The sequence below is a fragment of the Cupriavidus sp. 207A1 genome (assembly GCF_057798955.1).
Genome location: NZ_JBYOJO010000016.1, coordinates 89,738 through 109,448 on the forward strand (window position 1 = coordinate 89,738; position 19,711 = coordinate 109,448).

At 69.2% G+C, this 19,711-nt stretch carries 25 protein-coding genes; 19 read left to right on the top strand and 6 right to left on the bottom strand.

The features are described from left to right. Positions 1-262 precede the first annotated feature (262 nt). Together AC3FMM_RS25425 and AC3FMM_RS25430 are read left to right on the top strand one after the other, a co-directional pair. Positions 263-1,519: an allantoate amidohydrolase gene (locus AC3FMM_RS25425; protein WP_488687642.1), complete on the top strand. Its 1,257-nt coding sequence runs from the start codon at positions 263-265 to the stop codon at positions 1,517-1,519. A gap of 56 nt (positions 1,520-1,575) precedes the next feature. Next, positions 1,576-2,844, top strand: a complete 1,269-nt coding sequence (locus AC3FMM_RS25430) for a M20/M25/M40 family metallo-hydrolase (protein WP_116311883.1) — start codon at positions 1,576-1,578, stop codon at positions 2,842-2,844. Between the two features lie 88 nt (positions 2,845-2,932). Here AC3FMM_RS25430 and AC3FMM_RS25435 read toward each other — a convergent pair whose 3' ends face one another. Then, positions 2,933-3,229, bottom strand: coding sequence for an antitoxin of toxin-antitoxin stability system (locus AC3FMM_RS25435; RefSeq protein ID WP_115711263.1), 297 nt, complete (start codon positions 3,227-3,229; stop codon positions 2,933-2,935). A gap of 97 nt (positions 3,230-3,326) precedes the next feature. Continuing rightward, positions 3,327-3,911: a GNAT family N-acetyltransferase gene (locus AC3FMM_RS25440; protein WP_116311882.1), complete on the bottom strand. Its 585-nt coding sequence runs from the start codon at positions 3,909-3,911 to the stop codon at positions 3,327-3,329. A 172-nt stretch (positions 3,912-4,083) separates the two neighbouring features. On the opposite strand from AC3FMM_RS25440, the gene arsC reads away from it, so the two are divergent. After that, on the top strand, positions 4,084-4,443 hold the full coding sequence (gene arsC, locus AC3FMM_RS25445) for an arsenate reductase (glutaredoxin) (RefSeq protein WP_115711259.1): 360 nt from the start codon (positions 4,084-4,086) through the stop codon (positions 4,441-4,443). Between the two features lie 70 nt (positions 4,444-4,513). Here arsC and AC3FMM_RS25450 read toward each other — a convergent pair whose 3' ends face one another. The 3 genes from AC3FMM_RS25450 to AC3FMM_RS25460 form a co-directional block, all read right to left on the bottom strand. Continuing rightward, positions 4,514-4,741, bottom strand: coding sequence for a hypothetical protein (locus AC3FMM_RS25450; RefSeq protein WP_115705439.1), 228 nt, complete (start codon positions 4,739-4,741; stop codon positions 4,514-4,516). Positions 4,742-4,947: 206 nt separating this feature from the next. Then, the gene (locus tag AC3FMM_RS25455) at positions 4,948-5,595 is read right to left on the bottom strand and encodes a 3'-5' exonuclease family protein (RefSeq protein ID WP_115711257.1); all 648 of its coding nucleotides are present in this window, start codon (positions 5,593-5,595) and stop codon (positions 4,948-4,950) included. 4 nt (positions 5,596-5,599) lie between these two features. Further along, positions 5,600-6,250, bottom strand: coding sequence for an MBL fold metallo-hydrolase (locus tag AC3FMM_RS25460; RefSeq protein ID WP_115705330.1), 651 nt, complete (start codon positions 6,248-6,250; stop codon positions 5,600-5,602). A 270-nt stretch (positions 6,251-6,520) separates the two neighbouring features. Here AC3FMM_RS25460 and AC3FMM_RS25465 point away from each other — a divergent pair, with 270 nt between their 5' ends. Further along, positions 6,521-7,288: a septal ring lytic transglycosylase RlpA family protein gene (locus tag AC3FMM_RS25465; RefSeq protein ID WP_488687643.1), complete on the top strand. Its 768-nt coding sequence runs from the start codon at positions 6,521-6,523 to the stop codon at positions 7,286-7,288. A 102-nt stretch (positions 7,289-7,390) separates the two neighbouring features. Here the strand turns inward: AC3FMM_RS25465 and rsmI are convergent, their stop codons facing one another. Then, entirely contained in the window at positions 7,391-8,296 is a 906-nt protein-coding gene (gene rsmI, locus AC3FMM_RS25470) for a 16S rRNA (cytidine(1402)-2'-O)-methyltransferase (protein ID WP_488687644.1), read from the bottom strand. A gap of 18 nt (positions 8,297-8,314) precedes the next feature. On the opposite strand from rsmI, the gene AC3FMM_RS25475 reads away from it, so the two are divergent. From AC3FMM_RS25475 to soxX, 15 genes are all read left to right on the top strand, one after another. Then, the gene (locus tag AC3FMM_RS25475) at positions 8,315-8,725 is read left to right on the top strand and encodes a YraN family protein (protein WP_115711250.1); all 411 of its coding nucleotides are present in this window, start codon (positions 8,315-8,317) and stop codon (positions 8,723-8,725) included. 61 nt (positions 8,726-8,786) lie between these two features. Further along, a complete protein-coding gene (locus AC3FMM_RS25480; RefSeq protein WP_115711248.1) occupies positions 8,787-9,374 on the top strand; it encodes a phosphoheptose isomerase in 588 nt (195 codons plus the stop codon). A gap of 53 nt (positions 9,375-9,427) precedes the next feature. After that, positions 9,428-10,306, top strand: coding sequence for a BON domain-containing protein (locus AC3FMM_RS25485; protein ID WP_115711246.1), 879 nt, complete (start codon positions 9,428-9,430; stop codon positions 10,304-10,306). Positions 10,307-10,482: 176 nt separating this feature from the next. Continuing rightward, positions 10,483-10,848, top strand: a complete 366-nt coding sequence (locus tag AC3FMM_RS25490) for a c-type cytochrome (protein WP_115711244.1) — start codon at positions 10,483-10,485, stop codon at positions 10,846-10,848. Positions 10,849-10,860: 12 nt separating this feature from the next. Continuing rightward, entirely contained in the window at positions 10,861-12,126 is a 1,266-nt protein-coding gene (locus AC3FMM_RS25495; protein ID WP_115711243.1) for an NAD(P)/FAD-dependent oxidoreductase, read from the top strand. A 126-nt stretch (positions 12,127-12,252) separates the two neighbouring features. Further along, positions 12,253-13,152 carry an EamA family transporter gene (locus tag AC3FMM_RS25500; RefSeq protein ID WP_115711241.1) on the top strand — a complete coding sequence of 300 codons (900 nt, stop codon included), beginning with the start codon at positions 12,253-12,255 and terminating at the stop codon, positions 13,150-13,152. A gap of 51 nt (positions 13,153-13,203) precedes the next feature. After that, a complete protein-coding gene (locus tag AC3FMM_RS25505; protein WP_326348041.1) occupies positions 13,204-13,623 on the top strand; it encodes an ArsR/SmtB family transcription factor in 420 nt (139 codons plus the stop codon). Between the two features lie 116 nt (positions 13,624-13,739). After that, the gene (soxC, locus tag AC3FMM_RS25510) at positions 13,740-15,098 is read left to right on the top strand and encodes a sulfite dehydrogenase (protein ID WP_326348042.1); all 1,359 of its coding nucleotides are present in this window, start codon (positions 13,740-13,742) and stop codon (positions 15,096-15,098) included. Further along, complete coding sequence (locus tag AC3FMM_RS25515; protein WP_488687645.1) at positions 15,082-16,131, top strand: c-type cytochrome; 1,050 nt, start codon at positions 15,082-15,084, stop codon at positions 16,129-16,131. The genes soxC and AC3FMM_RS25515 overlap by 17 nt, the downstream gene beginning before the upstream one ends. 117 nt (positions 16,132-16,248) lie before the next feature. Next, a complete protein-coding gene (locus tag AC3FMM_RS25520; RefSeq protein WP_035826540.1) occupies positions 16,249-16,575 on the top strand; it encodes a c-type cytochrome in 327 nt (108 codons plus the stop codon). Between the two features lie 156 nt (positions 16,576-16,731). After that, complete coding sequence (soxY, locus tag AC3FMM_RS25525; RefSeq protein WP_018006136.1) at positions 16,732-17,187, top strand: thiosulfate oxidation carrier protein SoxY; 456 nt, start codon at positions 16,732-16,734, stop codon at positions 17,185-17,187. 50 nt (positions 17,188-17,237) lie between these two features. Continuing rightward, complete coding sequence (gene soxZ, locus AC3FMM_RS25530; RefSeq protein ID WP_115711233.1) at positions 17,238-17,549, top strand: thiosulfate oxidation carrier complex protein SoxZ; 312 nt, start codon at positions 17,238-17,240, stop codon at positions 17,547-17,549. A 106-nt stretch (positions 17,550-17,655) separates the two neighbouring features. Continuing rightward, positions 17,656-18,120: a DsrE family protein gene (locus AC3FMM_RS25535; RefSeq protein ID WP_115678869.1), complete on the top strand. Its 465-nt coding sequence runs from the start codon at positions 17,656-17,658 to the stop codon at positions 18,118-18,120. A gap of 78 nt (positions 18,121-18,198) precedes the next feature. Then, positions 18,199-19,026, top strand: a complete 828-nt coding sequence (gene soxA, locus AC3FMM_RS25540) for a sulfur oxidation c-type cytochrome SoxA (protein WP_116311874.1) — start codon at positions 18,199-18,201, stop codon at positions 19,024-19,026. Positions 19,027-19,045: 19 nt separating this feature from the next. Then, positions 19,046-19,708, top strand: a complete 663-nt coding sequence (soxX, locus tag AC3FMM_RS25545) for a sulfur oxidation c-type cytochrome SoxX (RefSeq protein WP_116311873.1) — start codon at positions 19,046-19,048, stop codon at positions 19,706-19,708. Positions 19,709-19,711: the final 3 nt, after the last annotated feature.

A 19,711-nucleotide genomic window follows, 5' to 3' on the forward strand; every position in this document is an offset into this window, starting at 1 on the left:
AGTCGGGAGTACGCCACCGCGCGGACGGCCCCCCTGTTGGGGCGGATTCCACGCCATCCGCTGTCCGGACCGGATTGTCCGCAGCGCATTGTCTGAACGTGGAACCGAATATAGTGCATATCATTTTTGTATGCAATTTTTGAATTCACTGTGCTACCATGAATCGCACAGAATAGAGCTTCGGCCATGGGCGTCCCGCCCGCACTGGCACCCCGCCAGCCACGCCGCCGCGGCTTTCACGCACTTCCAGCAGGAGACACGCATGGCAGCAAATCCGTCGCCGTCCGCCGCAGAGACTGGCACGCGCATCATGGCCTGGGCCGACGCCCTGGCCGTCCACACCGAGCAGCCCGGCATGCTCACCCGCACCTACCTGACCGAGGCCCATCACGGCGCCGCCGCGCAGCTGACCGAGTGGATGCAGCAGGCCGGCATGACGGTGCGCCGCGACGCCGCCGGCAACGTGATCGGCCGCTACGAGGGCACCACGCCCGACGCGCCGGCGCTGCTGACCGGCTCGCATTTCGACACCGTGCGCGACGCCGGCCGCTATGACGGCAACCTGGGCGTGATCCTGCCGATCGCTTGCGTGGCGGATTGGAACCGCCAGGGCAAGCGCTTCCCGTTCGCGCTCGAGGTGGTGGGCTTCGCCGAGGAAGAGGGTGTGCGCTTCAAGGCCACGCTGCTGGGCAGCCGCGCCATCGCCGGCACCTTCGACAACAATGTGCTGGACAACGTCGACGACAGCGGCAAGACCATGCGCGAGGTGATGCGCGAGGCCGGCTTCGACGCCGCCGCGCTGCCCGCGGCCAAGCATGAGCCGAGCAAGGTCGCGGCCTTTATTGAGGTGCATATCGAACAGGGCCCGGTGCTGCTGAACGAAGGCCTGCCGGTGGGCGTGGTGACCGCGATTTCCGGCGCGACCCGCTTCCTGGTCGAGCTCGAAGGCCTGGCCGGCCACGCCGGCACCGTGCCGATGGACATGCGCCGCGACGCCGCCATGGCCGGCGCCGAAATCGGCCTGTATATCGAAAAGCGCTGCGGCGGCAAGCCGGGCCTGGTCGGCACCGTGGGCCAGTTCAACGTGCCCAACGGCGCCACCAACGTGGTGCCGGGCCGCGCCGTGTTCTCCATCGACATCCGCGCCGGCGAGGACGCCGAGCGCGAGGCCGCCGTCAACGACGTGCTGGCCGAGATCGAGTGCGTCTGCGCGCGCCGCAACGTGCGCGCGCAGATCCGCAAGACCCACGAGGCGAAGAGCGTTCCCTGCGCCCCGTGGCTGCAAGAGCAATGGGCCGCCGCCATCGCCCGCCAGGGCGTGCCGGTGCGCCACCTGCCGTCGGGCGCCGGCCACGACGCCATGGCCATTGCCGCCATCGCCGATGTCGCCATGCTGTTCGTGCGCTGCGGCAACGGCGGCATCAGCCACCATCCCACCGAAACCATGACCGCCGAGGATGCCGCACTGTCCGCGCGCGTGTTCAGCGATTTCGTCGAGCACTTCCGGCTGCCGCAGTAAGCCAGCGCGCCCGGAAGCCCCACCCGAACCTCCTTCAGTTGTAACGAGAACAAGTCATGACCGCACGAGACAATATGAACCCCATCGAAACCACGCTGACGCAGTTCATCGACCAGCACCGTCCCCAGCAGGAAGCCTTCCTGGCCGAACTGGTCAAGGTGCCGTCGGACAACCCGGCCGGCGATTGCGACGCGCACGGCAAGCGCGCCAAGGAACTGCTGGAGGGCCTGGGCTTCACGGTGGAGGCCCACAAGGTGCCCGACGAGCAGGTCAAGGCCGCCGGCATGATCAGCGCCACCAACCTGATCGTGCGCAAGCAGTTCGGCACGGGCGGCCCGGTCATCGCCATGAACGCCCACGGCGACGTGGTGCCCCCCGGCCTGGGCTGGACCAAGGACCCGTACGGCGGCGAGATCGCCGACAGCGAGCACGGCCCGGTCATGTACGGCCGCGGCGTGGCGGTGTCCAAGTCGGACTTCGCCACCTACACCTACGCGGTGCTGGCGCTGATGGAAGCCGAGAAGCAGGGCGCGAAGATCAACGGCGCGGTCGAGCTGCAGTTCACCTATGACGAGGAAACCGGCGGCGACATCGGCCCGAAGTTCCTGCTGGACAACAACCTGAGCAAGGCCGACTACGCCATCTCGGCGGGCTTCTCGTACGGCATCACCTCGTCGCACAACGGCTGCCTGCACGTCGAGGTGACGGTCAAGGGCAAGCAGGGCCACGCCGCCATGCCGCACACCGGCGTCGACGCGATCGAGGCCGCCACCCACATCCTGCAGGCCATCTACGGCCTGCGCGCGGAACTGGCCACGCGCAAGTCGAAGGTGCCGGGCATCGACACCGCCACGCTGAACGTCGGCCTGATCAAGGGCGGCATCAACACCAACGTGGTGCCGGACCTGGTGACCTTCCGCGTCGACCGCCGCATGATCCCCGAGGAAATCGGCTTCGACGCCGAAGGCGAGATCCGCGCCGTGGTGGAAAAGGCCGCCAAGGACCGCCCGGGCATCGAAGTGAAGGTCGAGCGCATCATCCTGGCCGAGCCGCTGTCGGAACTGCCGGGCGTGGAAAAGCTGATCGGCGCGCTGAAGAGCCGTGCCGAGTCGGTGTTCGGCGTCGAGATCCCGGTGCAGGGCGTGCCGCTGTACACCGACGCCCGCCACTACACCAAGCGCGGTATCCCCACCGTGCTGTACGGCGCCGGCCCGCGCACGCTGATGGAAGCGCGCGGCCATAACTCGGACGAGAACCTGCGCCTGAACGACCTGAACCGTGCCACCAAGGTGGTGGCACTGGCGCTGTCGGATCTGATGAAGTAAGACGAAGACGACGCGCCGCAGGCGCCGAGCTTTGATGGAAAGACGCCACGGAGGTATCCGTGGCGTTTTTTTTTAGGCGGCGATTTGGTCAGGTCTGATCTTCAACCGGTGGCCGGGCCGCAGCGCGCCAGGCTGCAAACTCCGCTTCGATCTGTTCCGCGGGGATGCCGCCCGCGTCGCGCAGCGAGGCGCGGGAAGCTTCCACCTTGTTGCGCAGGAAAATCTCGTAGTCGCGCTTTCGGGCGCTGTGGTCGAGGAACTCGCGCACCAGGCCCTGAAGCGCTTGCGACGGCGTGAGTCCCCGTGCCGCGGCTTCGGCAATGAACGCGTCACGCAGCCGGGCGTCAAGCGTGAATGTGAGTTGGATTTCTTCCGACACAAGCATGTCCGGTGTCCTTGTGATGACAAAGTATAGGCATTGTCGACATCAGGACACCTGCACGGCGATAAGACCCGTCTGAACTTGCCGCAGCCGATTCCGCCTACCCCGGCAGCGTCGTCGCGCCCACACCCAGCGCCCGCTGCATCAGCACCGTATCGATCCACTGCCCGTGCTTGAACCCCACCGCCTCCAGCCGCCCGACGGTGCGGAAGCCCAGCCGTTCGTGCACGGCCAGCGAGCCCGCGCCTTCGCCCGCGGCGGTGCACGCGATCACGGCGACCATCTGGCGCCACGGGCCGGTTTCGCAGCGGGCGATCAGCGCGGCCAGCAGCGCCTGGCCCAGGCCTTCGCCGACGCGGCGGTGGTCGATGTAGATCGAGTCCTCGATGGCGAAGCGGTAGGCGCTGCGCGCGCGGTAGGCCGAGGCATAGGCGTAGCCCAGTACCTCGCCGTCGCGCTCTGCGACCAGGCAGGGAAGGCCCTTGCGGTGTACTTCGGCCAGGCGCAGCTGCATCTCGTCGATGCTCGGCGGCACTTCCTCGAACGAGGCGCGGCCGTGCTGCACGTGGTGGGCGTAGATGGCGTGGATGGAGGCAATGTCGGCGCGGGTGGCGTCACGCAGCGTATAGGGCTGGCGCATGCCATCGCCGCGCGGCCCGGTGGTGGAGACAGGAATGGAGGTCATCGGAAATGGTGCCTGGGGCAAGAACCGGTGCAACGCAGGATGCGTGCCGGTGGCGATGCACCACGTCATGCTGCGCGGCCCCCGCGGTCTTGTATATAGTGCGGGTGGATTTGCACCGCATTAGTGCCGCCGCCCCGCCGCGGGGCGCGGCCATGACAAGAAAGGACCTGCCATGATCACCATCTACCACAACCCCCGTTGCTCCAAGTCGCGCGAGACCCTCGCCCTGGTCCAGGCAGCCGCCGAGCGGCTGGGCGAGCCGGTGGAGATCGTGGAGTACCTGAAGGACCCGCCGTCGCTGTCGACGCTGCGCCAGTTGCACACCCTGCTGGGCGTGCCGGTACGCGAGATGCTGCGCGACAACGAAGCCTCCTATGCCGAACTGGGCCTGGCCGACCCCGGCCTGACCGATGCCGAGCTGCTGGCGGCGGTGGCCGACAATCCTATCCTGCTGCAGCGTCCGGTGGTGGTGCGCAACCGCCGCGCTGCGATCGGCCGCCCGCCCGAGAACGTGGCGCCGCTGCTGGCCTGAAATAGAACCGGCCCCCACGGTGTGTGGGGGCCGGCCGGTCTGCGAGGCAGTCTGCTTCAGGCGGGGTCGTCTAATGAACACCCAGCCAGTGCATGGCCTCCTGACCGAAAGCGATGGCCGCCAGCACCACCAGCAGCACCACCAGCGTCACGGTGCTGATGTAGAGCGTGGCCTTGGCGACTTCGGCGTCCTCATCCGAGGAATGGCGATGGGTAATGGGCGTGGCGTCCCGCGTGGCATGCGGCCAATGGATCCGGCCGGCCAAGTCTCTCAAGTGCAGGTCGGTAGGGAAACGCATGATCGACACCTCCTCGGCAGGCGCCGCGCGGTCCGGGCAGGATGGCTCAAACGTCATATGGCGTGGCTGCGCAAGTGCGCCGGTTAGTCATGGCTCGTTTCGCCCGGTAACGCCATATCCGCTTCTACTATAGGCGGGCTGGCGCCGGATGCGAGCCGCGGCATGCAAAGGGCATGCCGCCGCGCCTGACGCGGCGCAACAGACAATCAGGCCTGTGTCGGCGGAGGTGAGGGCTCGCTTGCGTCAGTTCTCGTAAGCGTCGCCAGCGCAGTCTCGCGATCGCGCAGCGTGGCCAGCATGTTGCAGAACAGCGCGCCTTGCTCCATCGCATCGTCGAGCGCTACGTGGGTGTGCGGCAGCGGATCCATCCACGCCGCCGGGAAGGCCGCCTTGACCGTCTTGCGATAGGGACGCCCGGTCAGCGCGAAGCCCAGCGTCTTGACGTCGAGCGCGGCCCAGCCGAACGGCGAGCGCCCGGCAAAGCGCATCATGTACCAGAACATCCAGGTGAAATCGAAGCCCGCCGGAAAGGCGACGAAGACCGGCTTGCCGGGCAGCGCCTCGACCCATTCGACATAGCGCACCATGGCGTCCTCGGGGCGCTGCAGGTCGCGCCGGCAGGCGCTCCAGGCTTCGGGCTGGGTTTGCCACCACTGCATCTGAACCGAGTGGCCGGCGGCGCCGGGCAGGGTTTCGAGGTTGGCCGAGAAGGTGCCGAGCACGGTCTTGTCCGCCAGCATCGCCACCGAAGCGAACGACAGCATCGAATGCGGGCCCGGGATCGGGCCGTCGGCCTCGACGTCGGTGCTGACGTAGATCTCGGGACGGGTGTCGGGCGCCTGTCGCTTGGCCATGGCCTCAGCCCGCGTCGACCAGATGATCGGCGACGAAGGGGTTGTTGCGGCGCTCTTCGCCGAAGGTCGAGACCGGGCCGTGCCCCGGGATGAAGGTCACGTCCTCGCCCAGCGGCCACAGCCGCGTGCGGATCGAGCGGATCAGGTCGGCGTGGTTGCCGCGCGGGAAATCGGTGCGGCCGATCGACCCGGCGAACAGCACGTCGCCGACCACGGCCAGCCGGTTGGGACGCGAGAAGAACACCACATGGCCCGGGGTATGGCCGGGGCAGTGATAGACCTCCAGGGTTTCGTTGCCGAACTGCACGGTGTCGCCGTTCTCGAGCCAGCGGTCGGGCTCGAAGCTCTCCGCATGGCCGAAGCCGAAGCGGCGCGTCTGCTCGGGCAACTGCTCGATCCAGAAGCGCTCGTCCTGCTGCGGGCCTTCGATCGGGATGCCGAGTTCGCGCGACAGCGCCGCGGCGCCAGCGCAGTGGTCGACGTGGCCGTGCGTCAGGAAGATCTTTTCCAGCGTGACGCCTTGCTCTTTGACCGCCGCGCGGATGCGGTCGAGGTCGCCGCCGGGATCGCAGACCGCGGCGGCGCCGGTGCTTTCATCGATCAGCAGGGAACAGTTCTGCTGGAAGGGCGTGACGGGAATGAGCAGGGCTTTCATGGGCGTGTTATGCGGCCGGGCGGACCGGCCCGGGCGTCTTGGCGGCGCGATCCGCGGCGGTGCCCAGCATTGTAGCGTCCGGCGCCTGGCGTGCGCCCGGCACCTGCCGTGTGATCAATCCATTACCCACCGCATGCCGTGCCATGTTGACCCGAATCCGTTGCCACAGGCGGGATTCCGGCCAATTAGGCCATGTTCGTGCGAAATCGCACAGATTTCGTAACAAATTGAAAGAGATAGTCCCAAACAGTCAATGTTAGACTGCCGCCCATGTTACGGATCTCCGCTCTCACCAAGCGCTGGCAACGGCTGGCCAAGCTCGGCGCATGCACCGCATGCGCCGTGGTGCTGGCCGCTTGTGCCACGCCGCCCGAAAGCGATACCGCGGGCACCGACGCTGGCGATGCCGTGCCCACGCGCGCGGCAAAAAACGGCAAGCCCGGCCGGACCGAACGCGCCGACGCCAGGCCCGCCACGCGCACGCCCGACACCGGCAGCTGGAACCTGTTCGGCTATGACCCCGACGAAGGCCGCAGCGGCAACTCGCTCGAAGGCCTGCGCGCCGACATCGGCACGTTCGAGCAGCGCGGCGTGGCCTCGTGGTACGGCAAGGGCTTCCATGGCCGCAAGACCGCCAACGGCGAACGCTTCGACATGCGCGCCATGACCGCGGCGCATCCGTCGCTGCCGCTGGACACCTGGGTGCTGGTGCGCAACCTGCGCAACAACAAGGTCGCGGTGCTGCGCATCAATGACCGCGGCCCGTACCACGGCAACCGCGTGCTGGATGTGTCCTACGGCGCGGCGCGCCGCCTGGGCTTCGTCGAACGCGGCGCCACCAATGTCGAGATCCGTCGCCTGACCCGCACCGAGGTCGCCGCGCTGGGCCCGCAGGTCGATGCCGGCGGCACCGAGGCCGGCGACGGCAGCGGCGATGACGACGTATCCGTGCCGGAACTGGCCAATTCGCTGGCGCCCGCCAAGGCGCGCAAGGCGGCCAAGGCCAGCGGCAAGACCGTCAAGCGCAAGCGCCACTGAGCGCGCCAGCGCCGTCGCATGCCGCCGCGCGCTGACACTTCCTCCTTACATTCTGACTTGCAGGCTCGCGCTTGTGCCTATGCCCGCGCGCGGGCCGCGCCCTCAATCGTTGGCGTCGCCGGCACGCTGTGCCAGCGCCAGCTGATACAGCGCGCCGGTGTCCGCGCCGGTGATTGCGGCCGCCAGCTTGGCGGCGCGCTTGGCCGGCAGCTCGGCCAGCAGCAGCGCCAGCACGCGCCGCGCTTCGGCATCCGGCAGGGCATCCGCGGCGGGGCTGCCGGCACCTTCCACCACCAGCACGAATTCCCCCTTGGCCCGGTTCGGGTCGGCCGCCAGCCAGGCCGGCGCCTGCGCTACCGGCATCACGGCGATGTCCTCGAACAGCTTGGTCAGTTCGCGTCCGACCAGCAGCCGGCGCTCGCCCGGCAGGCCCGCGGCAAGCGCCGCAAGCGTGTCGGCGATTCGGTGCGGCGCCTCGTAGCAGACCCAGGCGTGGTCCAGTGCCGCCAGCCGGGCGATCGCCTCGGCGCGCGCTTTGGGCTTGGGGGGCAGGAAGCCGGCAAAGGTGAAGCGGCCCGCGCCGGCCTCGAGCAGGTCGCCCGCCACCGACAGCGCCGCCACCGCCGCACTGGGACCGGGCAGGGGCACCACCGGATGGCCGGCGGCGCGCACCGCCTCGACCAGCCGCGCGCCGGGGTCGGAGATGCCCGGCGTGCCGGCGTCCGAGACATAGGCGATGCGCTCGCCCGCCGCCAGGCGTTCGGCGATGCGGCCCGCGGCCTCGCGCTCGTTGTGCTCGTGCACCGCCACCAGCGGCCGCTGCAGGCCGACGCGCGACAGCAGCTGGCCGGTATTGCGGGTGTCTTCGCAGGCCACCGCGTCGGCCAGCCCCAGCACATGCAGCGCGCGCAGCGACAGGTCGGCGACATTGCCGATGGGCGTGGCCACGACATAGAGCGTGCCGGCCGGGTACGACTGGCTTGCCGCCAGGGAGATCCAGTCACTCATGCTTGAGAACTTCCGTTGATGCGATCATTCAAATCCACCACGCAGGGGCCGGGCGGGCAGGCGCCCAGCCGGCAGGCGCGCGGGGCGCAGGCAGAGGACCGGGCCCTGGCCCACTTGCGGCGCCAGGGCCTGGAGCCCGTGGTCCGCAATTATCGCTGCAAAGGCGGCGAGATCGACCTGGTGATGCGCGCGCCCGACGGCACGCTGGTGTTCGTCGAGGTGCGCCAGCGCAGCGGGCGCGGCTTCGGCGGCGCCGCGGCCAGCGTCACGCCGGCCAAGCAGCGGCGCGTGCTGCTGGCCGCCGCGCACTACCTGGCCACGCTGGCCCGGGTGCCGCCGTGCCGCTTCGACGTGGTGGCGCTGGAACCCGGCCGGCTGGAATGGCTGCAGCACGCCTTTGACCTGGATGCCGCCGGGGCTGGGTCATAATGCACGGCAAACATGAGGGCGATTCGCGGATCGCCATGGCAACAAGCGGGCCCCCAGAGCCATGAGTATCGAAAGTATCCAGCAACAATTTCTAGACAGTGCCGAAGCCAAGCGACAGGCCGCGGCGGTGATGGCCCCCTACATCGACGCCGCGGTGGATCGCATGGTCGGCGCGCTGACCAGCGGCAACAAGATCCTGGCCTGCGGCAATGGCGGCTCGGCGGCGCAGGCGCAGCATTTCGCCGCCGAGCTGGTCGGGCGCTTCGAGCGCGAACGGCCCGGCCTGGCCGCGATCGCGCTGAGCACCGACAGCTCGATCCTGACCGCGATCGGCAACGACTACGACTTCAGCAAGGTGTTTGCCAAGCAGGTCGAGGCGCTCGGCCAGCCCGGCGACATCCTGCTGGCGATTTCCACGTCGGGCAACTCGGACAACGTGATGGCGGCCGTGGCCGCCGCGCGCCAGCGCGAGATGGCGGTGGTGGCGCTGACCGGCAAGGGCGGCGGGGCCATCGCCGGCCTGCTCGACGAATTCGACATCCACCTGTGCGTGCCGAGCGAGCGCACCGCGCGCATCCAGGAAGTGCACTTGCTGACGCTGCACTGCCTGTGCAACGGCATCGACGAGGCACTGCTCGGAGAGGCGTGATGCCGGGCATCCGCCGACCCTCATTTCCAACATTCAGCCAGAGCAAGGACCGCATGACTCATCTGCCCACTACGCAAGCTTCCCGGAATGGCGCGGAGGCGCGCCATCCCTTCCGCCCCCTGGCCAGTTTCGGCCTGGGCCGCGCCGGCCTGGCCGCGGCCGCGCTGGTGTGCGCCACGCAGCTGGCCGGCTGCTTTCCGGTGATTGCCGGCGCCATGGGCACCGGGGTGGCGATGGCCACCGACCGCCGCCCGGCCGCCACCCAGACCGTCGACCGCGGCCTGCAGCTGGAGGCCGAGAGCACCATCAACTCGCGCTTCAGCGGCCAGGCCCGCGTCAACGTGACCGTTTTCAACCGCAAGGTGCTGCTGACCGGCGAAGCGAAGAACGACAGCGTCAAGCAACAGATCGAGCAGTACGTGCGCGGCCTGCAGAATGCGCGCGTGGTGATCAATGAGCTGGAGGTGGTCAACTCGCCCGGCTTCATGACCCAGAGCCAGGACGCCTACCTGACCAGCAAGGTCAAGACCCTGCTGATGACCGCCGAAGGCGTGCCGTCCAACTCGATCAAGATCACCACGGAAAAGAGCGTGGTCTACCTGCTTGGCGTGGTCACCAGCGCCGAGGGCGACCGGGCCACGGACGTGGCGCGCAATGCCTCGGGCGTGACCAAGGTGGTGAAGGCTTTCGACTACGTCAACGACACCGAGCGTGCGCGTCTGGATGCGGCCTCGACCTCGGAAAACCCGTCGTTCGACGGCAACGTCGGCACGCCGGCGCCGGTGCAGTCGGTGCCGGGCGTGGGCGGGCCGATCGATGCGCCGGCCGGTGCCGCACCTGGTACCGCGGGCAGCGCGGGCGCCACCACCGCGCCGGTCGCGGCTCCGGTCACCTCGCCGGTGGCGCTGCCGCCCGGCCGCAACCTGCCCTGAAGCGCGCAACGCTCGCCCGCCCCGGCCGGTCAAGACGGCGCCCGCATATGCGGGCGCCGTTTTTCGTTCTGCGGTTTGCAACGCACACCGGGCGCGGCCGATGTGCTACGGTTGCCACGCCGGCTGAGTGCGCTGACTGCGATAGCGCTGCGCCGGCCCCCAGACGGAGCGAGACCATGACAACAACGATCCCCCGGCCTGCCTGGCATATACCGCGCCGACTGGCGCTGCTCGCAGCGATGCTGTGCGCCCAGCCGGCGCTGTCGGCTGAGCCCGCCGGTGCCCCCGCCCAGCCCACCGATGCCGCGCTGCGCGCGCGCAGCCAGGCCGCCGCCTGCACCAGCTGCCACGGCCCGGCCGGCCGGGCCCCGGCGGGCAGCACGATTCCGCCGCTGGCCGGCCGCCCGCAGGCGGAGCTGGCCGCGCAGATGCAGGCCTTCAAGGCCGGCACGCGCCCCGCCACCGTGATGCACCAGATCGCCAAGGGTTATAGCGACGACCAGATCGCCGCGATCGCGGCGTGGTTTGCCGCCGTGCGCTGACAGGAGCGAGCCATGCACAGACGAAGCTTCCTCGGCGCCGCGGGCGCCGCAGTCCTGGGTACGGCCGGGATCCGGCCGGCACGCGCCGCGGCCCGTGCCAGGGTGGTGGTGGTTGGCGGGGGCTATGGCGGCGCCACGGCGGCGCGCTACCTGCGCGAATGGAGCGGGCAGGCGATCGAGGTGACGCTGGTCGAACCGAATCCGGCCTTTGTCTCGTGCCCGCTGTCGAACCTGGTGCTGGGCGGCAGCCGCCAGCTCGGCGACCTGACGCTGCCGTACGACGCACTGGTGCGCCGCCACGGCGTGCGGCTCGCGCGCGACTCCGCGGTCGCCATCGACCCGGCCAGGCGCACCGTGCGCCTCGCGGGCGGCAGCGTGCTGCCCTATGACCGCCTGCTGCTGTCGCCCGGCGTCGAAATGATGCGCGAGGCGCTGCCCGGGCTGAAGCGGCCCGGCGGCGACCAGATCCTGCATGCCTGGAAGGCCGGCCCCGAAACCGTCGCGCTGCGCCGCCAGCTGGAGGCGATGCCCGATGGCGGCACCTATGCCATCAGCGTGCCGCTGGCGCCGTACCGCTGCCCGCCGGGCCCGTACGAGCGCGCCTGCCAGGTGGCGCACTATTTCAGGCAGCACAAGCCGCGCAGCAAGGTGCTGATCGTGGACGCCAATGCCGACATCACCTCCAAGGCCGCGCTGTTCCGCCAGGTGTGGGCCACGCAATACCCGGGCATGGTGGAATACCGGCCGCAGCACGAGGTGGCCGATGTCGACCCCGCCACGCGCACGCTCAAGTTCGAGGTGCAGGACGATGTGCGCGCCGACGTGCTCAATGTGCTGCCGCCGCAGCGGGCCGGCGCGATCGCGGTGTCGGCCGGGCTGGCCACGGCCAATGGCAAGTGGTGCGAGGTGGATTTCCTCAGCTTCGAGTCGCGCGCCGCGGCCCATATCCATGTGATCGGCGACGCCATCCAGATCGCGCCGCTGATGCCCAAGTCCGGCCATATGGCCAACCAGCACGGCAAGGTCGCGGCGGCGGCGCTGGTGGCGCTGCTGTCGGGCCGCGCCCCGGACCCGGAGCCGCTGTACAACAACACCTGCTACAGCTTCACCTCCGACCGCGAGGCGGTGCATGTGTCCAGCGTGCATCGCTACGACGCGGCGCAGAAGACCATGGTCACGGTACCGGGCTCGGGCGGGCTGTCGCCGGCGCCGACGGTGCTGGAGGGCGATTACGCGCTGGCCTGGGCGCGGGGCATCTGGGCGGAGATGCTGGCCTGACGGTGGCGGCGGTGCGGGCGGCACGGCTGCCCGCACAAAACCGCAAGAACGTGCAATGCCGCGCGCACCGGCGCTGCTACGCTAGGCGTCCCTATCTGAACTCGCGCACCCGCGCACGGCATTCCCATGCAAGCCAGAGACCGCCTCCTCGCCCTCGCCATCGTCTGCGTCTGGGGCGTCAACTTTGTCGTGATCAAGGTCGGGCTGGCGGGCGTGCCGCCGATGCTGCTGGGGGCGCTGCGCTTCCTGCTGGTGGCGTTCCCGGCGATCTTTTTCGTGCCGCGCCCGCGCGTGCCGTGGCAGCTGCTGCTGGCCTACGGCGCCACCATCAGCCTGGGCCAGTTCGCCTTCCTGTTCTACGCCATGGCGGTCGGCATGCCGGCCGGGCTGGCGTCGCTGGTGCTGCAGTCGCAGGCCTTCTTCACGCTGGCGATCGCCGCGCTGTGGCTGGGCGAGCCGGTGCGCTGGCACAACTTTGCCGGCATGGCGGTGGCGGCTGGCGGGCTGGCGCTGATCGGCGCCGGTGCGGGTGGTGCGGGCGGCATGGGCGGCATGAGCGCGGCCGGCTTCGTGCTGACGCTGTGCGCGGCGTTCTGCTGGGCCAGCGGCAATATCGTCAGCAAGAAGATCGGCCCCGTGGACCTGCTCGGGCTGGTAATCTGGGGCGCGCTGGTGCCGATCGTGCCGTTCGCGCTGCTGTCGCTGTGGTTCGAGGGGCCGGCGCGCATCGTGCAAAGCGTGACGCAGGTGTCCGGCATGGCGGTGTTCGCGGTGGCGTACCTGGCGTTCGCGGCGACGGTGTTCGGCTACACCATGTGGGGCCGGCTGCTGACGCGCTATCCGGCCAGCCAGGTGGCGCCGCTGACACTGCTGGTGCCGGTGGTGGGGCTGGTGTCGGCGCACGTGCTGCTGGGCGAGGACCTGTCCGGTACCCAGTGGATCGGCGCGGCGGTGGTGATGGCAGGGCTGCTGCTCAACGTGTTCGGCCAGCGCCTGTGGGCGGGCAGGGCGCTGGCGCGCCGCTGAGCCGGCGCGCGCGGCCCCTCATGTTGTGCTGCATCAATGGGTAAACACTATATGCGCATTCACGCATATACGAATATATTGGACGGCATGGAAGAGCTGGATCGCGTGTTCGAAAAGGTATCGGGTTACTTCAGCCTGCTGGCGGAGCCGACGCGGCTGAAGATCCTGCACGCCTTGTGCGATGGCGAGAAGCCGGTCAGCACGGTGGTCGAGACGGTGGGTTCGTCGCAGACCAACGTGTCGCGGCATCTCAACGCGATGTACCGCTCGGGCGTGCTGTCGCGCCGCAAGGAGGCGAACCTGGTGTTCTACGCCATTGCGGACGAAAGCGTGATCGAGTTGTGCCGCACGGTCTGCGTGCAGGTGGCAAGCCGGCTGGAGGACAACGCCTTGCCGTCCGTCGTGGTCGACCGCTTCATGGCCCAGCCCGCGCCGCAAGCCCAGGCGCGCCGGCGGCGCACGGCAAGCTAGCCGCGCCACCACTCTTCCGGCAGCAAACGGCGGTGCCGCACCCGTTGCGGCGCCCTGTACAACAGGCACGCCGACCGGTCTGACCGACCGGGGCGAGCGCGCCGGAGGAGACCGCATTGCAGGAACGGAACCGGCCCGGGCGCATCGTGCCCGCGCCCGAGCACTTCGTCAGCGCATCGCTGCAGCAGGACATCGGCCGGCACGGCCTGGACGCGCCGCGGCGCGACTTCCTGCGCAAGAGCTTCCTGGGGGCCGCCGCGGGCATCGCCACGGCCGCGGCGGGCCGGCACGCGCTGGCCGCGGACGGCGCGAATGGCGATCCTGCCATCCTGCAGCCGCAGCCCTGGGCGACGTCGCTGGGGCAACCGGTCGCGGCGCGCCCCTACGGCCAGCCTTCGGTCCATGAGAAAAACCTGATCCGGCGCGAGTCGCCCGGCCTGACCCGGGTGTCGGCGGCCTCGGTCGCGTTCGCGCCGCTGCAGGGCTTCTTCGGCATCATCACCCCCAACGGCCTGCACTTCGAGCGCCACCACCAGGGCTGGCACGATATCGACCCGGCGCGCCACCGGCTGATGATCAACGGCCTGGTGCGCACGCCGCGGGTCTACACCATGGACGACCTGATGCGCCTGCCGGCGGTGTCGCGCATGCATTTCATCGAATGCGGCGCCAACACCGGCATGGAGTGGGGCAACGTGGCGGTGCCGACGGTGCAGTACACCCACGGCATGCTGTCGTGCTGCGAATTCACCGGGGTGCCGCTGCGGGTGCTGCTGGACGACGCCGGCGCCGACCTGCGCCGCGGCCGCTACCTGCTGGCCGAGGGCTGCGACGGCTCGTCGATGACGCGCACCATCCCGATGGAGCTGGCCGACGAGATCATCGTTGCGTGGGGCATGAACGGCGAGATGCTGCGCCCCGAGAACGGCTACCCGCTGCGCCTCGTGGTGCCGGGCGTGCAGGGTGTGTCCTGGGTCAAGTGGCTGCGCCGGCTGGAGCTGGGCGACCGGCCCTGGAACGCCAAGGACGAGACCATCCACTACGTCGACATGATGCCCGACGGCAAGCTGCGCCAGTACACCTCGATCCAGGAGTGCAAGTCGGTCATCACCACGCCGTCGGGCGGGCAGCAACTGGTCGGCAAGGGCTTCTACAACATCAGCGGCCTGGCGTGGTCCGGGCGCGGACGTGTCAAGCGGGTCGATGTGTCGACCGACGGCGGGCGCAACTGGCGCACCGCGCGGCTGGAGGCGCCGGTGCTGTCCAAGTGCCTGACGCGCTTCAACCTGGACTGGGTCTGGGACGGCGGCCCGGCCATCCTGCAAAGCCGCGCCATCGACGAGACCGGCTACGTGCAGCCGAAGCTGGGGCAGCTGCGCGCGGTGCGCGGCACGCGCTCGATCTATCACAACAACGCGATCCAGAGCTGGCAGGTGGCGGCCGGCGGCGAGGTGACCAATGTCCATGTGGGTTGAGCTCAGGGTCGCGGCGGCGCTGCTGCTGGCGGCCGGTTGCGCCGTGCCGGCATCCGCGTCGACAGCCGCCGGCACGGGCGACGCGCGTGCGGCACTTGGCCGCACCGCCACGCCGGCGGAGGTGGCCGCGTGGGACATCGACGTGCGCCCGGACTTCAAGGGCCTGCCCAAGGGCAGCGGCACGGTCGCGCATGGGCAGAAGGTCTGGGACGGCAAGTGCGCGTCGTGCCACGGCGACTTCGGCGAATCCAACGAAGTGTTTACGCCGCTGGTCGGCGGCACCACCGCCGAAGACATCAAGCGCGGGCGCGTCGCCGGCATGACCGGCAACCAGCCGTACCGCACCACGCTGATGAAGGTCAGCACGGTCAGCACGCTGTGGGACTACATCCACCGCGCGATGCCGTGGAACGCGCCCAAGAGCCTGAGCGTCACCGAGGTCTATGCGGTCACCGCCTACCTGCTCCACCTGGGCGAGATCGTGCCGGCCGACTTTGCACTGTCCGACGCCAATATCGCCGAGGTCCAGCGGCGCATGCCCAACCGTGCCGGCATGACCACCGAGCACGGCCTGTGGCCGGGGCGCGGCCGGCCGGATACGCGCAACACCGCGTGCATGTCGCGCTGCGCGGAGCAGGTCCTGGTTGCCTCGTCGATGCCGGACTATGCCCGCGACGCCCATGGCGACCTGGCGCAGCAGCAGCGCGCGTTCGGCCCGGTGCGCGGTATCGCGGCGGCCGGCGCGGCCAGGCCAGGCAGCGCAGCCGTGGCCGCGGCGGCGCCCGCGCCGGGCGCGCGCCTGGCCAGCCAGTATCAATGCGTGGCGTGCCACGCGATCGACCGCAAGCTGGTAGGGCCGTCGTTCGTCGATATCGCGGGCAAGTACAAGGGGCAGGATGCGCATGCGGCACTGGCGCGCAAGGTCAAGGCGGGCGGGCAGGGCACGTGGGGCGCCGTGCCGATGCCGCCGCAGCCGCAAATCCCGGATTCGGACGTGCAGGCCATGGTGGGCTGGATTCTTGAGGCAAAATAGCGGACTGGCCGCCGCAGTGCCCCCAGGCGGTGGCCAGTGTGTGCCGCCGGGCCATTGCAGCACGGCCGCGCGGCCTTTGCCGTCCCCACGGCTTTACAGAGCTTGGAGAGCTTAACAATGAAGCAGTTTGTCATCGCAGCGCTGATGCTCGGCGCCGCCGCATCGGCCCACGCGGTAGATGCCGCCAAGGCACAGGAGATCGCCAACAAGAACGCCTGCATGGGTTGCCACCAGGTCGACAAGAAGCTGGTCGGCCCGTCCTACAAGGAAGTGGCGACCAAGTACAAGGGCGACAAGAACGCCCTGGCGACCCTGAGCAAGAAGGTCAAGAGCGGTGGCTCGGGCGTGTGGGGTCCGGTGCCGATGCCGGCCAACGCCGCTATCAGCGACGCCGACCTGAAGACCGTGGTCGAGTGGGTGCTGGCAGGCGCCCCCGCCAAGTAAGACCGACTGCCATAACGGGCAGTCCGCCGATGCACCGGGCCGGGCAGTGATTGCCGCGCGGCCCGGGACAACCAGCGGCCGGCCATGTACCGGCCGCATGCAACACCCCTGAAACGGTCCACGACCGACTGGAACGGAGTAGCCGGAGAGCAAGCAATGAATTCCAAACGACGAGAAGTGCTGCGGGTCACCGCTGTCCTGTCGCTGATGGCCGCCACCGGCCTGATCAGCGAAGCGCAGGCGGCCGAGTGGAACAAGAACGCCTTTGACGGCAAGAGCGTTGCCGACGTGATCAAGGCCCTCGGCGGCAGCGGCACCGAGAAGAGCACCGCCATCACCTTCACCGCCCCCGATATCGCCGAGAACGGCGCCGTGGTGCCGGTGGCCGTGACCAGCACCCTGCCGGATACCGAGCAGATCGCGATCCTGGTGGAAAAGAACCCCAACACCCTGGCCGCCGACTTCATCATCCCGGCCGGCACCGAGCCGTTCGTCTCCACGCGCGTGAAGATGGGCCAGACCTCGGTGGTGCACGCCGCGGTCAAGGCCGGCGGCAAGTGGTACGTGGCATCGAAGGAAATCAAGGTCACGCTGGGCGGCTGCGGCGGCTGACGCCGCGCCCCTGGACCGAGATTCCCGCCAAACTGCAACAGGAGAAACACATGGCAGACCCGATGCGCGTACGCGCCACCGAAAACGGCGGCGTGGTGGACGTCAAGATTCTGATGAAGCACGACATGGAGACCGGCCAGCGCAAGGATGCGTCCGGCAAGGTCGTCGCGGCCTGGCATATCCAGACCGTGACCGCCCAGTGCAAGGGCAAGGAAGTGTTCCGCGCCCAGTTCGGCCCGGCGGTGTCCAAGGACCCGTTCCTGAACTTCAAGTTCAAGGGCGGCGCCAAGGGCGACAAGGTCGCCGTGACCTGGACCGACAACAAGGGCGACAAGCGCACCGACGAGGCCACCATCGCCTGAGGCCGCGCGGTCCCGGCCCGCGCCCGGCATGTTGCCGGCACGTCGCGCCGTCCTCTGCTAAGGTTCGGGGCGGAATGCCGGGACGGACCCGGCCGGAAGGAGCATTATGCGGCGAGCATTTATTCGAGCATCGGCGGCCCTGGCCGCCATCGGCCTGGCAGCCAGGGCTTCGGCCCAGTCCGGTCAGTCGACCGCGGCCGGTGCGGGCAAGGGCGGGCGCGTGAAGGTGGTGTACCAGTTGTCGGAAGGCATCGACCAGGCGGTGCGCGCGATGGGCAACCTGCGCAACCACCTGAATGGCGCCCCCGGCACCAGGATCGTGGTGGTCGCGTTCGGCTACGGCGTCGACTTTCTCGTCGAAGGCGCCAAGGACGCGCGCGGCAACGGCTTCGAGAGCCCGGTGGGCGCGCTCGCGGCCGACGGCGTGGAGTTCCGCGTGTGCCGCAATACGCTGACCGCGCGCAAGATTTCCGAATCGCAGCTGTTGATGGAAGCCAAGGTGGTCCAGGCCGGCGTGGTCGAGATCGCCCGGCTGCAGGCCGAGGAAGGCTACGCCTATATCAAGCCCTGAGCCGGGCTGGCGCTGCCTGAAGGCAAGACAAGAGAAGAACGGCCCGTCCACAAGGGCGCGGCCGCGAGGAGAAGCCCCATGAACACCATCCGAAGCCAGCTCCGGCGCGCCGCGCTGGCCGCGGCCGCCACCGCGGCGGTTGCAGGCGCCGCCGCCGTGCATGCGCAGGGCAGCACCGCCGACGAAATCGCCAAATACCGCCAGATGCTGGCCGAAGGCAATCCCGCCGAGTTGTGGGAAGCCGCCGGCGAAGAGCTGTGGAAGAAGCCTGCCGGCCCGAAGAACGCCTCGCTCGAGCAATGCGACCTCGGCAAGGGCCCGGGCGTAACCAAGGGCGCCTACGCCGAACTGCCGCGCTACTTCAAGGACACCAACAAGGTGATGGACCTGGAGCAGCGGCTGGCCCACTGCCGCATGACGCTGCAGGGGCTGAGCAAGGAAGAGGCCACCAAAACCCCGTTCTCGTCGTCGGGCAAGCCGTCCGAGATCGAGCGCCTGGTCGCCTACCTGACCGGCGAGTCGCGCGGCGTGAAGATGAACGTGCAGCTCAGCCATCCGGAAGAGAAGCGCACCTATGCGCTGGGCGAGAAGATGTTCTTCTACCGCGGCGGCGCCTATGACTTTGCCTGCGCCACCTGCCATGCGGTGGACGGCCAGCGCATCCGCCTGCAGGACCTGCCCAACCTGCTGACCGACAAGGGCGCGCAGGCGGCCTACACCACCTGGCCGGCGTACCGCGTGTCGCAGGGCGAGGTTCGCACCATGCAGCACCGCCTGTACGACTGCCTGCGCCAGCAGCGCTTTCCCGAACCCGCCTATGGCTCGGACGTGATCACCGCGCTGACCATGTTCCTGGCGAAAAACGCCAACGGCGGCACCTACGACGGCCCGGCGATGAAGCGCTGACCAGTACGGGAGAGACACCATGCAACGACATACCAAGGCAGTGGCCGTCGCGGCCCTGGCCGCCCTGCTGGCAACCGGCGCGTATGCGCAAGACGGCGGGAAGGCCCGCACCGCCAAGGGCAAGCCCGCCGCCGTCAGCGGCGCCGACATGAAGCAGCTGATCGAAGACTCGTTCTCTTCGCGCGGCCCGGTCACGGTCGAGGGCGTGCTGAACCAGGACGGCATGCAGCAGGCCTGCAGCCAGTATCCCGACCGCACCCGGGTGCCGGCCAAGCTGGCAAAGAAGATCGAGGCCGCCGAGCTGAAGCAGGTCAAGTACCCAACCGACGACAAATGGCTGGGCGACTGGAAGGAAGGCGAGAAGGTCGCGCAGAACGGCCGCGGCATGCAGTTCACCGACCAGGTCGGCGGCACCAACGGCGGCAACTGCTACGCCTGCCACCAGATGACCAAGGCAGAGATCTCGTTCGGCAACATCGGCCCGTCGCTGTATCAGTACGGCAAGCTGCGCGGCAACTCGCAGGAGGTCATCAAGTACACCTGGGGCAAGATCTGGGACTCCAGCGCCTACGCCGCCTGCTCCAACATGCCGCGCTTCGGCCACAAGGGCATCCTGACCGAGGCCCAGATCCGCGACGTGATGGCGCTGCTGCTCGACCCGGCCTCGCCGGTCAACCAGTAACGC